At 55.3% G+C, this 11,851-nt stretch carries 11 protein-coding genes and 1 tRNA gene; 6 read left to right on the forward strand and 6 right to left on the reverse strand.

The features are described 5' to 3' along the window. Positions 1-145 precede the first annotated feature (145 nt). Both CU103_RS12545 and CU103_RS12550 read left to right on the forward strand, forming a co-directional pair. Positions 146-730, forward strand: a complete 585-nt coding sequence (locus CU103_RS12545) for a TRAP transporter small permease subunit (protein WP_106664246.1) — start codon at positions 146-148, stop codon at positions 728-730. Then, on the forward strand, positions 723-2,486 hold the full coding sequence (locus CU103_RS12550) for a TRAP transporter large permease (protein ID WP_106664247.1): 1,764 nt from the start codon (positions 723-725) through the stop codon (positions 2,484-2,486). Before CU103_RS12545 ends, CU103_RS12550 begins: the two co-directional genes overlap by 8 nt. 69 nt (positions 2,487-2,555) lie before the next feature. Here the strand turns inward: CU103_RS12550 and CU103_RS12555 are convergent, their stop codons facing one another. After that, positions 2,556-3,665, reverse strand: a complete 1,110-nt coding sequence (locus CU103_RS12555) for a TRAP transporter substrate-binding protein (protein WP_106664248.1) — start codon at positions 3,663-3,665, stop codon at positions 2,556-2,558. Between the two features lie 278 nt (positions 3,666-3,943). On the opposite strand from CU103_RS12555, the gene CU103_RS12560 reads away from it, so the two are divergent. Further along, complete coding sequence (locus CU103_RS12560; RefSeq protein ID WP_106664249.1) at positions 3,944-4,714, forward strand: gamma-glutamyl-gamma-aminobutyrate hydrolase family protein; 771 nt, start codon at positions 3,944-3,946, stop codon at positions 4,712-4,714. On the opposite strand, the gene CU103_RS12565 is transcribed toward CU103_RS12560, so the two are convergent. From CU103_RS12565 to CU103_RS12580, 4 genes are all read right to left on the reverse strand, one after another. Next, a complete protein-coding gene (locus tag CU103_RS12565; protein ID WP_106664250.1) occupies positions 4,715-5,167 on the reverse strand; it encodes a hypothetical protein in 453 nt (150 codons plus the stop codon). It lies immediately after the preceding gene. 95 nt (positions 5,168-5,262) lie between these two features. Continuing rightward, positions 5,263-6,282: a LacI family DNA-binding transcriptional regulator gene (locus CU103_RS12570; RefSeq protein ID WP_106664251.1), complete on the reverse strand. Its 1,020-nt coding sequence runs from the start codon at positions 6,280-6,282 to the stop codon at positions 5,263-5,265. Between the two features lie 127 nt (positions 6,283-6,409). Next, positions 6,410-7,303 carry a DMT family transporter gene (locus tag CU103_RS12575; protein ID WP_106664294.1) on the reverse strand — a complete coding sequence of 298 codons (894 nt, stop codon included), beginning with the start codon at positions 7,301-7,303 and terminating at the stop codon, positions 6,410-6,412. Positions 7,304-7,396: 93 nt separating this feature from the next. After that, positions 7,397-7,891, reverse strand: coding sequence for a MarR family winged helix-turn-helix transcriptional regulator (locus tag CU103_RS12580; protein WP_106664252.1), 495 nt, complete (start codon positions 7,889-7,891; stop codon positions 7,397-7,399). A gap of 288 nt (positions 7,892-8,179) precedes the next feature. Between CU103_RS12580 and CU103_RS12585 the strand changes: the two genes are divergently transcribed. The 3 genes from CU103_RS12585 to CU103_RS12595 all read left to right on the forward strand — a co-directional run bounded on the left by CU103_RS12585 (position 8,180) and on the right by CU103_RS12595 (position 11,153). Further along, positions 8,180-8,965, forward strand: a complete 786-nt coding sequence (locus tag CU103_RS12585; RefSeq protein WP_162707239.1) for a creatininase family protein — start codon at positions 8,180-8,182, stop codon at positions 8,963-8,965. Positions 8,966-9,072: 107 nt separating this feature from the next. Further along, complete coding sequence (locus CU103_RS12590; RefSeq protein WP_106664254.1) at positions 9,073-10,179, forward strand: CobW family GTP-binding protein; 1,107 nt, start codon at positions 9,073-9,075, stop codon at positions 10,177-10,179. Next, a complete protein-coding gene (locus tag CU103_RS12595) occupies positions 10,179-11,153 on the forward strand; it encodes a WD40 repeat domain-containing protein (protein ID WP_106664255.1) in 975 nt (324 codons plus the stop codon). Before CU103_RS12590 ends, CU103_RS12595 begins: the two co-directional genes overlap by 1 nt. A 300-nt stretch (positions 11,154-11,453) precedes the next feature. Here CU103_RS12595 and CU103_RS12600 read toward each other — a convergent pair. Then, positions 11,454-11,530: transfer RNA gene (locus tag CU103_RS12600), tRNA-Met, on the reverse strand. Positions 11,531-11,851: the final 321 nt, after the last annotated feature.

The following is an 11,851-nucleotide window of genomic DNA, read 5'->3' on the forward strand; positions in this document are numbered from 1 at the left end:
AATTCTGTTGATGGTTTTAGGCTGGGCTGGTACCAGTGCTTCGACATGTTTTTAATAGGCAAGGCTGAAAGAGGCTGACACCGCGCGATCAAAAAAGCGGGACGCTCACAATACTCAGGCTGTCAGAATCTATGGGGAGGACTAAATGCCGGCTTTGCTCGCTCTGTCAAAAACAATCGATCGCATCAACGAATTCATCGGACGCCATGTCGCGTGGCTGATCTTTCTCGCGGTCATCGTCAGCGCTGGAAATGCAATCATTCGCAAGGTGTTCAACGTATCGTCGAACTCCTGGCTCGAACTTCAATGGTATCTGTTCGGAGGGGCCTTCATGCTGGCCGCCGCCTATACCTTGCTGCAGAACGAACACATACGCATCGATATTGTCTATGGCGCGTTCTCTCGGCGCGTCCAGCACTGGATTGATCTGCTAGGCCATATATTTTTCCTCATGCCGTTCGTCATCCTGATGATTTTCTATTTCATTCCTTATGTCCGGCTCTCCTACAACAGTGGCGAAGTTTCCTCCAGCGCAGGCGGTCTTATCCTCTGGCCCGCCAAGTTGATCCTGCTCGTTGGCTTTCTGCTTCTCGGTATCCAGGGCGTTTCAGAAATCATCAAGAAGATCGCTGTGATGCGCGGGGACATGCCCGACCCCAATCCACCAATGTCCCTCGAAGAGCTTGCGGATCAGGAAGTGGCTGCCATCGCGGAGGCGCGTAATGATTGAGTTTATTGCGCAGAACATGGCACCGATCATGTTCGCTTCGCTAATCATTTTCATGCTGATCGGCTACCCTGTCGCCTTCGCGCTTGCCGCCAACGGTCTGCTTTTCTTTTTTGTGGGCGTCGAATTGGCTCCCTATTCGAATGGCAGCATCACGCTCTCATGGCCATTGCTTTACGCCCTTCCTGAGCGCTTCTGGGGCCAAATGGCCAATGAAACACTTCTCGCCATTCCCTTCTTCACATTCATGGGAATCATTCTCGAACGCTCCGGTATGGCCGAGGATCTGCTCGACACCATCGGGCAACTCTTCGGCCCGATCCGGGGCGGTCTTGCCTATGCGGTCATCTTCGTCGGTGCTCTGCTGGCAGCGACCACAGGTGTTGTGGCTGCATCTGTAATCGCCATGGGCTTGATATCATTGCCGATCATGATGCGGTACGGCTATGACCGGCGCGTTGCATCAGGCGTTATAGCGGCTTCCGGGACCCTGGCGCAGATCATTCCGCCCTCGCTCGTACTGATCGTTCTCGCCGATCAGCTCGGCCGTTCCGTCGGCGATATGTATCACGGAGCAATCGTGCCCGGCCTTGTTCTCACCGGCCTCTATATGCTCTACATTTTGATCATGACGTTCTGGAAGCGGGACTCAATGCCTGCACTTCCGGTTGAAGCACGGACGCTGGGGTCCGGCGTCAGTTCCTTGATCATAGCACTCCTGATTGCTGGTGCTGTTGCCTATGGGGCTCACATTCTGCTGGCACCGGTTGCCGGAGCAAATGCCGATATTTGGGGCGCGACCATCGGTATTATCATTATCTATGCCTTCGCCCTTGCAGACCGTGCATTCGGACTGAATACGATGTCGCGCCTTGCACAACAGGTGATTATCGTTCTCATACCACCGCTCGCGCTGATCTTCCTCGTTCTTGGTACAATCTTCCTTGGCATCGCAACGCCAACCGAAGGCGGTGCCATGGGTGCGGTCGGGGCATTGATCATGGCGGCATCAAAAGGCCGTCTCAATTTCAGCGTCATAAGCCAAGCCTTGGCATCCACGACGCGGCTATCATCATTCGTGATGTTCATTCTGCTTGGAGCCCGCGTGTTCTCCTTAACGTTCTATGGCGTCAACGGTCACGTATGGGTTGAGCATCTGCTTGTATCGCTGCCAGGCGGCGAGGTTGGATTTCTGATTGTCGTCAACCTCCTCGTCTTCTTCCTGGCGTTCTTCCTCGACTTCTTCGAACTTGCCTTCATCATCGTGCCATTGCTCGCTCCGGCCGCGGACAAACTCGGCATCGATCTGATCTGGTTCGGCGTTCTTCTTGGCATCAACATGCAGACGAGCTTCATGCATCCGCCATTCGGTTTCGCATTGTTCTATCTGCGTTCCGTTGCCGCCAAGGTGCCTTATCTCGACAAGATAACGGGAAAGAAGATCCAACCGATCACAACCGGCCAGATCTACTGGGGCGCCGTGCCCTTTGTCGGCATCCAGATCCTGATGGTGGCATTGACGATCATGTTCCCGCAGATGGTTATGCACTACAAGGGCAGCGGCCCAACTGTTGACCCTGCAACCATGAAGATTGAAATACCGGGCGACCTGGGCGGCGGCCTCGGTGGTGGATTGGGCGGAGATCTTGGTGGACCAGGTGGAGAATTGAGTTCACCGCCATTGGGTGGAACACCGGCCAACCCGCCCGCTCCTGCCCAACCGGCAGCACCCGACCTCAGCCAGCCGCCGAAAATGTAAGGTCGAAGCAGCAAGAAAAAACCCCGGTCCTTGCGGTACCGGGGTTTATTTTGATTGGTTTTGTGAAGCTTACAGCTTGCCGTTGCGCTGTTGAATCATCATGAAGGTGTCGAAGGAGTACTCAGCCACCTGAGCATAGAGGAAATGCTCATTGCGGAAGGCCTTGATGGATTCCCAGATTTTCTTGAACGCCGGATTATTGGCTTCCATTTCAGCATAGACACCATTGGCCGCCTCGAAGCAGGCGTTCAATATCTCGGGGCTGAACGGACGCAACTGAGCACCACCAGCGACCAGTCGTTTGATTGCCGCTGGATTCAGCGAGTCATACTTCTGCAGCATGTCTGCGTCCGTTGCCTGCGCGGCGGTGCGGAACAGTGACTGATAGGCGGGCGGCAACGAATCCCATTTCTCCTTATTGACCATGAAGCTGACCGTCGGACCACCCTCCCACCAGCCAGGATAGTAGTAAAAGGGTGCAACCTTCTGGAAACCGAGCTTCTCGTCGTCGTAAGGCCCTACCCATTCCGCCGCATCGATCGTGCCTTTTTCCAGCGAAGGATAGATGTCGCCGCCAGCGATCTGCTGCGGGACAACGCCAAGTTTTTCCAGGACCTTGCCGGCAAAACCGCCGACACGCATCTTGAGGCCCTTGAGATCATCGACGGTCTTGATTTCCTTGCGGAACCAGCCACCCATCTGCACGCCCGTGTTACCGCCTGGATAGGCTTGCAGGCCTTGCTTGTTAAAGAACTCGTTCATGAGGTCGATGCCGCCGCCATGGTACTGCCAGGCGTTCATGCCACGTGCGTTCAACGCAAAAGGGACTGCTGCGCCCAAGGCCCACGTGGGGTCTTTACCCCAGTAATAATAGGCAACCGTATGACAAAGCTCGACCGTACCGGCTGCGGTCGCATCCGCCGCCTGGAGGCCAGGCACAATTTCACCAGCCGCAAATGGCTGAATGGTAAAGTTGCCGTCCGTCGCTTCCTTCAAATATTTCGACAAGACTTCGGCGCCGCCGTAAATCGTATCAAGCGACTTGGGAAATGACGACGCACAACGCCATGTGACCTTTGGCAACGACTGCGCGATGGCTGGAGCCGCTAAAGTGGTCGCTGCAGCAGCAGCCCCAACTCCGGCAAATCCTGCCTTCGTGATGAACGAACGACGATCCATTAATTCTCCTCCAAAAACGATTGAACTCAACTCTTCAGCCCAGATCACCGGACAATTGTGTCCTGGTCTCCCGATCTCGGGGATCACCATACACACTCGTTTATCCAAGTCCAGCACGTGGAGTGACAATGGGGGTGTGGCCATGGAGTCATTTGAAATTACTAGGAAATACTTCAATAATATCCATCGCACTGGCCAAAATTCCCGCACTATGGTCACCATTGGAAACGCTGTAGAATTGCACTACATATGAGGCAACATTTTTCTGGAGTAACCCAATGCGGCAACCTCTCGTCGCCATAACATCCGATGTTCGCACCTTCGAGAATTACACATGGCACGCAACCCCTGACCAATATTTGGCAGCGGCCTACGACGCGGCTGGCGTTATCCCTTTGATCGTCCCTTCATTCGGCGACGGGCTGGACATCGATGCCATCCTCGACGGTGTCGATGGTGTACTGGTTACTGGCTCCAAATCCAACGTTCATCCGTCGCTTTATGGCGCCGCACCAACTGAGGCTCACGAGCCCTATGATCCCGCCAGGGATGCTACATCGCTGCCGCTTATCCGGCGTGCCATTGAGCGCGGAATCCCTCTTTTGGCGATTTGTCGTGGAATTCAGGAACTCAACGTTGCTTTGGGAGGGACATTGGCTACCGAAATTCAAGAACTGGACGGGCGCATGGACCATCGCGCTCCGCAGTCTGACCAGCAGGCCGAACGATTCGCGATCCGCCATCCGGTGCGAATCAAGCCGGGCTCTTGCCTCGCCAGTGTCATGCAAAGCGATTCCGTAGAGGTCAACTCCGTTCATCGGCAAGCTATCGACAGACCAGCGCCGCAATTGGATATCGAGGCAGTGGCCGATGATGGCACGATCGAAGCCGTTTCGGTCAAGAACGCGCGCAGTTTCGCGGTCGGGGTCCAATGGCATCCGGAATATTGGGTGAAGAACGACAGTCCTTCGCGCAAGATTTTCGCAGCTTTCGGCGATGCGGCACGCGCCCACAAGGCAAGCCGCGCGCGGCTTCACGCCGCCGAATGATTAAAAGAGACTCACGCCTTCCGTTGACATCGACAGGATTACGGAGCGGGGCTCGACGCTGATATAGTCAAGCCCGTCACCGGGGCTGAACTCCACGATCGTTCGGCCGAGATTGTCGGACAGATCGATGGTTCCATCTTCGTTATTGTGCCACGTCCTGGCATTCGCCAACGGTGGATAGAGACCGGCGCAGCTGCTGTCGACGGAGAGAGCGTTATGCCCCGGCATGCCATTTTCCTTTGGGAATGCCATGCATTTCACTCCTCCCCCCGGACCACGAATGACGAATGTCGGGATATCTAGGCTCTTTCCATCGTCAGTCGCAATGGACGCTGTTGTAGCGATATCAATACTTGGATCTTCATCGGACGTGTATGTCGCGAAATCCAGAAACATGGCAACAATTGCCGCTGCGCTCACGAGGCCAAGCCAGGCCGAATTAGCCAATTTCATGATGCACCCCCGGTATCAACACCCTGGGAGCCTAGTAGTGCAGCGTTAACGAACGGTGAAACGCGCGGATGGCAGCCCGCCGACCGAGCTGAGGCCTAGCGTTCCTTGGGCCTTGACGTGGATTGCCGTATCCGCAATTCCGGTTTGATCAACTCCTGACGAGCATGGGTATCAGCACCGTTCAGCTGGTCGAGCAGAGCCCGTGCCGCGCGCTGGCCGACTTCCCTCTGGCCGTTCCACACGGTGGTTAAAGCTGGCGTAGCAATTGCTGCCTCCTCGAGGTCGTCGTAACCGGTAACTGAAATATCAACTCCGGCGACCAATCCAGCTCGTGCAATACCGTTCATCATGCCGATTGCTGCAAGGTCATTCCAGCAGACTGCAGCCGTCGGGTGATCCTTCAAGGCGAGAAACTGTGGCGCGGCATCAAAGCCCGCCTGCTTGGTTCTGGGACCGGGAATGCGCCATTCCGGCTTTACCTCAAGGCCTGCCTTCTGCATTGCGTGAAGATAGCCTTCATAACGGTCCCGGCCGGTCGAGGTTTGATCCGTACCGCCCACCATAGCAATGCGGGTGTGGCCCAGCGAAATCAGATGGTTCGTGGCGAGGCCAATGCCATAAGCGTCATCACCGCGGAATACAGGAACATTCGCATCCTTGACGCTACGGGCAATCAGAACAACGGGCAGTCCATTGTCTTCGGCCATGCGTATATCTTCGGCCGGCGTGCCGATAGCCGGAGACATGATCACGCCATCTCCACCCAATTGCAGCACAGTGTCGATAAATGTCCGCTGCTTGTCCAACTGATCATAATGGTTGGAGAGAATGAAGGTCTGACCGGAGCGGTCGAGCTCACCCTCAATCGCTCGCAATATTTCGGCAAAGAACGGGTTCATGATGTCATGCACCACGACGCCGACGATCCCTGACCGTGAGGTGCGCAAACTTGCAGCCCGCCGATTGTAAATGTAACCAATCGCCCGGGCATGTTCTTTGATCTTCTCGCGCGTCTGGTCAGCCACAAGCGGGCTGTCGCGCAATGCCAGTGATACGGTTGCAGTGGACACTTTAAGCGCGTCGGCAATCGTCGATAGTTTGATCTTCTGCGCCAAAAACCGCCTCCCGCAGTATCGTCCAACAAGCTACGTAATCTTTACCCGGCGTTATGCCATTGCAGCCGGATAAATCAAAGTTCTTTCGTTATGGGTGCGGTCAAACGTTTGGCCAGGACCCCGAACTTCAGTTATGTGTGCGCAACTGCCGTTCGCGGTGCACGATATAAAGACCGCTGCCAATGACGATCGCCGCACCGCAAAGCGTGTAGATATCTGGGAACTGGTCAAAGATGAAATATCCGAAGGCCAGCATCCAGATGATTTGCAGGAACGGATACGGCGCCAATGCCGCTGTCGTTGCTCGCCTGTAAGCCAGAATGATCAGATAGTGGCCGAGCCCGCCGAAAAATCCAAGCATGAGCAACAGCGCGATTTGAAACGGCGATTCAGGGATGACGGCCTGCATTATTGCCGGTGACGTCAAAATGGCCGGAGCGAGGGCCGAAAAGAAAATGAGGCTCTCCGGAGATTCCGTCGCTGCCATGCGCCGTGTGAGAAGCACATAGAAAGAGTAGCTGAGCATCGCGGCAATGGAATAGGGTAACCCCGGGTTGAACGAACCGAATCCCGGGCGAGCAATGATCAGAACGCCGATGAATGCGACGATGATGGCGGCCCAGCGCCGCCAGCCCGCCCACTCACCAAGGAGCGGCCCGGCGAGCGCGGCGATTACCATGGGCGCTGCAAAGGTAATCGTGATCGTTTCACCCAGCTGCATTGTCTGCAGTGCATGGAAGTTGAAATAGGTCGAGCCAAACAAGCAGAGCCCGCGAAGGAACTGCAGGGGAATGCTGCGGACTTTGAAAATTCCGGGATTGGACCAGGGCCGAAAAAAGATCAACACCAGAAGCGTATGTTCAATAAACCGCATCCAGGAAATAAAGGCCGTCGGAATTCCCGAAACGACAAGATATTTGGCACTTGCATCGAGGCAGGAGAACAAAAATCCCGCCGCCAGCAGGTAAAGGACCGCAGCGAGCGGTGCAGGTTCCTGTGAAGAGCGGGAAGTTAGAGGCAATTGAATGACCAATCAGGCGGGCGAGATTCGTCCGCATGATATCAAGTTCAGGCAGTTTGTAATCGCAGATTGCAAATATCTTTTGACGTTCGATCACTCGTCATCGCTGTCGTCGTCATCATCATGGGCATCATCAGGGCTCGTCTGACGCAACTGTTCCGCAGCCGAAAGGTTGACTTCAAGACGCGACAGCATTTTTACGAACGCTTTGCGTTCTTTTTTGTCAAAACCCTTCATCGCATCCTTTTCGGTTTTCCGAATGGATTTTTCAATTGCCTTGATTGCCTCGTTCCCGGTTTCGGTAAGGAAAATATGGGCCTGACGCTGATCAGTTGTCGAACCTTCCTTCTTGACAAACCCCTGCGTCTGCAGGCGCGAAATCGTCTTGGTGATCGTCGGTGGACGAACCCCAAGCCGTTTGGCCAGAATGCTTGGAGAAAGACCGTCCTCGTGCGCCAACTGCAGCATCACCGCATCTTGTCCGGCATAGAACCCATGCCCCAGCAAGCGCATCGCCAAAGCTGTTCTGGTCAGACGCGCCGTCGATTGTAGCCTATGAAGAATGAGGGTTTTACGATCCTTGACCATTCAAACTCCTGCTCGCTTTGTAGCGTGTCCGGTTGATGATGAGACGGCTAGGTCTCTTTGGTGGATAGCAATTAACAGACAAACTTCTTGTACGCAGACTAGTATTCACGGATTGGCGCGGCGGATTCACTACAGCGGCCAAACCGTCGGCTCTCCTTGCCCGGCAAGTCCGCGTTACAATGCTTATATGACATTCTGATGAAATTTGCCGACGAATTGGTATGGAGGCAAAAATATGCCTGTAATAATGCTATCCGAGGCACATATCCCCCTGTCAAGCATAGGGGTATGATAACACAACTGACCCAGATGGATGAGCCGGACATGCCAACACCTTGTATCAGAACGATCGCTATTCTCCCCCTTGGCGCGCATGAACAGCATGGTCCGCATTTGCCGTTGGAAACTGACACGATCATCGCCGCTGGCCTGGTTGATCGGCTGAGGAACTCGCTTCCCAGCGCTCTTTCCATCGAATTTCTTGCGGTTGAGCCGATTGGCTACTCCATCGAACATATGGATGTGGCAGGCACACGGACACTTGCTTTTGACGAAGCAGTTCGCCGCTGGATCGGCGTGGGCGAAAACCTTGTCCAACGCGGCCTGTCCAAACTGGTAATCCTGAACGCCCATGGCGGCAACGCACCTCTTATGACGATCGTTGCCACTGAGCTGCGCGTTCGTTTCAATATGCTTGCCGTGGCAACGAGTTGGACACGATTTGGTTTGCCGGATGATCTGATGTCGCCGGACGAGAAAGCATTGGATATCCATGGCGGCTTCATTGAAACTTCTGTGATGCTTGCATTGCGTCCCGAGCTCGTCGATATGGCAAAAGCTGGAAATTTCGATTCCAATCAGCGTTATTATGCGCAGACCTACAAGCACCTGCGTGCTTATGGACCCCACGCCTTCGGCTGGAAAATGTCCGACCTCAACAAACACGGCGTGGCTGGGAATGCGTCCCGGGCCACGGCGGAGGCCGGTGAAAAGATTATGGCGCACAGTTTGAGAGGTATTATCGAACTGCTCGAGGACGTCGACCGCTTTGATTGCTCCATCTTCAAACGATAATGCTCAATCGGATTGAAGCAGCCATTCACGCATTTGAATGCCATAGGTGTGGCAATATGTAATCTTATCACCTATATCGTGGGTCAATCCATTCCAAGAGGCGCACGATGAGTGAAGCTCAGACGACTTCCACTGCCGCGGCAGAGATTTCACAAACACCTCAGATCCCCGTGACGGTGTTGACTGGGTATCTCGGTTCCGGAAAAACCACCCTGTTGAACCGCATTCTCAGCGAAGATCATGGCAAACGATATGCCGTTATTGTCAATGAGTTCGGCGAAATCGGAATCGACAATGACCTGATTGTCGAGTCCGATGAAGAAATCTACGAGATGAACAATGGCTGCATTTGCTGCACCGTACGTGGTGATCTGATTCGCGTCGTGGAGGGCCTGATGCGCCGCCCCGGCCGTTTCGATGCCATCATCGTCGAGACCACCGGCCTTGCCGATCCCGTTCCGGTGGCACAGACCTTCTTCATGGATGACGATGTCCGCAGCAAAACCGCCTTGGATGCCGTCGTGGCCCTGGTCGACGCCAAGCATTTGCCACTGCGCTTGAAGGACAGCCGCGAAGCCGAAGATCAGATCGCCTTTGCCGATGTTGTTCTGGTCAACAAGACCGATCTCGTCTCGGCCGAAGAGCTCGCCGCCGTCGAGGCAACTGTGCGTGCCATCAATCCCCATGCCGTAATTCACCGCACCGAACGCGCTGGCATCGAGCTGTCGCGCGTCCTTGATCGCGGAGCTTTTGATCTGAAGCGCGCGCTGGAGAGCGATCCGCACTTCCTTGACCATGATCATCCGGATCATGCCTGCGGTCCGGATTGTGATCACGATCATGACCACGGCCATCACCACCATCATCACGATCACGATCATGGCCATGAACACCGTGATAACGCATCCCCGATCCATGATGTAACGGTGCAGTCTGTTTCACTCAGGACGGGCGAGCTCAATCCCGACAAGTTCTTTGCGTGGATCCAGAAGATCACACAGGAACAGGGTCCGAATATTCTCCGTCTGAAGGGCATCCTTGCTTTCAAGCATGATCATGAGCGCTATGTGATCCAAGGCGTCCACATGATCATCGAGGGCGACCATCAGCGTGCCTGGAAAGAGGGTGAGAGGCATGAGAGCCGGCTTGTTTTCATTGGCCGGGAACTCGACCACGCTGCATTGAAATCCGGTCTCGAAAGCTGCCTTGCCTGATGCCCACAATCGCCCCGCTTGATCTTTCCGGCCATTGCGTTGACGCGCGTTTTGTCCAGGATGTTCCGTTCTTTGCGCTGGCCGACGGTACGATCCACCGCCTCGACAACGGCCATAAGACAACACAGGCCCATGATGGTCTGCTTTGCGCGGTACTGTCCTTCGACGGTAAGTCTCTCCTTACAGGTGGTGAAGATGGCCGCATTTGTGCGACCGGATTGAACGGCGAGGCGCAAGAATTGAACATGCTTCCCCGCAAATGGATGACTGCGCTGGCCGCGGCACCAAACGGGACGCTCGCCTTCGCGTCGGGGCGATCGGCCTGGGTGCGCTCACCCGAGGGTTCACTGCGGGAGTTTCCGCATGAACGCAGCGTCGAAGGTGTCGCCTTTGCGCCCAAAGGGTTGCGTCTGGCGGTTGCGCGCTATAATGGCGTGACCTTGCATTGGCCAGCAACGAATGGCGCCCCAACGGAACTCGAGTGGAAAGGCGCCCATGTCTCGGTGATATTTTCACCAGACAATCGTTTCCTCGTCACGTCGATGCAGGAAAATGCTCTGCATGGGTGGCGGCTCGAGGACAATCGTCATATGCGAATGACCGGTTATCCGAACAAGGTGAAGAGTTGGTCCTGGAGCGTCAAGGGTAAGTGGCTCGCCACATCAGGCGCGCCGGCAGCGATTATCTGGCCTTTTGCCGGGAAAGATGGTCCCATGGGCAAAGCCCCCCTCGAGCTAGGCACACGCGGCGACAGTCTTGTAACTGCGGTTGCCTGCCATCCCGTTGAAGAGATCGTGGCGATCGGCTATTCGGATGGCATGATCATGGTTGGTCGTTTCGGCGACCAGAAGGAAGTGCTGTTGCGCCGCCCTGGCAAAGGCGCCATTTCGTCGATGAATTGGGACACGACAGGACATCGTCTTGTTTTCGGGACTGAGTTCGGAGACTGCGGCGTGGTCGATATCACCGGCTGATCACCGATTGGCGAATTGCTTGTTCTGCGTCAGGATGTGGCGAAGCCGGTTGCAGAGATTGTGGCGACATGCGTGGCTTGGTTGACTGAGCTTGGCCTTTAAACGGCAAAAACCCCGCTTGTGCGGGGTTTTTGCTTGGAGAAGCTGGTTTTGATGACCTTGATGTGGTTGCGGGGACAGGATTTGGTTTTTGTCCCACGGCGTCGGCTGGGCCTCCTTGCGGGCCCCTGATGCCGGTTCAGCTCGGCCGGCCACCGGGTCAAAATACAAAAGCCCGGACGAGCCGGGCTTTTTGTATTTTGGTTGCGGGGACAGGATTTGAACCTGTGACCTTCAGGTTATGAGCCTGACGAGCTACCGGGCTGCTCCACCCCGCGTCACCAAGAACGGCCAAGTTGCCGCAGCAGCCCGGATTTTTCCGTTTGTCCGGCCTTTTGCCTGAAGGAGGCTTATGGCCGGACGGGGAGCTGCTCCACCCCGCGTCACCAAGAACGGCCAAGTTGCCGCAGCAGCCCGGATTTTTCCGTTTGTCCGGCCTTTTGCCTGAAGGAGGCTTATGGCCGGACGGGGAGCTGCTCCACCCCGCGCCACCATCCGGCTGTTGACCGGAATTGTCTGTGGCTTTTGCGTGTTTTGCGTAAGTTTGATCTTACTTTGTTTGGTCTGCAAAAGCAAAAGGCCGCCCTGCATTGAAAGCG

The sequence above is a fragment of the Phyllobacterium sophorae genome, assembly GCF_003010965.1.
Taxonomy (GTDB): domain Bacteria; phylum Pseudomonadota; class Alphaproteobacteria; order Rhizobiales; family Rhizobiaceae; genus Phyllobacterium; species Phyllobacterium sophorae.

What these genes read in the sequence shown, in the direction of transcription:
- CU103_RS12545 (WP_106664246.1), top strand. Translation starts at nt 146, where the DNA reads ATGCCGGCTTTGCTCGCTCTGTCAAAAACAATCGATCGCATCAACGAA.
- CU103_RS12595 (WP_106664255.1), top strand. Translation starts at nt 10,179, where the DNA reads ATGCCCACAATCGCCCCGCTTGATCTTTCCGGCCATTGCGTTGACGCG.
- CU103_RS12560 (WP_106664249.1), top strand. Translation starts at nt 3,944, where the DNA reads ATGCGGCAACCTCTCGTCGCCATAACATCCGATGTTCGCACCTTCGAG.
- CU103_RS12590 (WP_106664254.1), top strand. Translation starts at nt 9,073, where the DNA reads ATGAGTGAAGCTCAGACGACTTCCACTGCCGCGGCAGAGATTTCACAA.
- CU103_RS12580 (WP_106664252.1), bottom strand. Translation starts at nt 7,891, where the DNA reads ATGGTCAAGGATCGTAAAACCCTCATTCTTCATAGGCTACAATCGACG.
- CU103_RS12565 (WP_106664250.1), bottom strand. Translation starts at nt 5,167, where the DNA reads ATGAAATTGGCTAATTCGGCCTGGCTTGGCCTCGTGAGCGCAGCGGCA.
- CU103_RS12550 (WP_106664247.1), top strand. Translation starts at nt 723, where the DNA reads ATGATTGAGTTTATTGCGCAGAACATGGCACCGATCATGTTCGCTTCG.
- CU103_RS12555 (WP_106664248.1), bottom strand. Translation starts at nt 3,665, where the DNA reads ATGGATCGTCGTTCGTTCATCACGAAGGCAGGATTTGCCGGAGTTGGG.
- CU103_RS12585 (WP_162707239.1), top strand. Translation starts at nt 8,180, where the DNA reads ATGATAACACAACTGACCCAGATGGATGAGCCGGACATGCCAACACCT.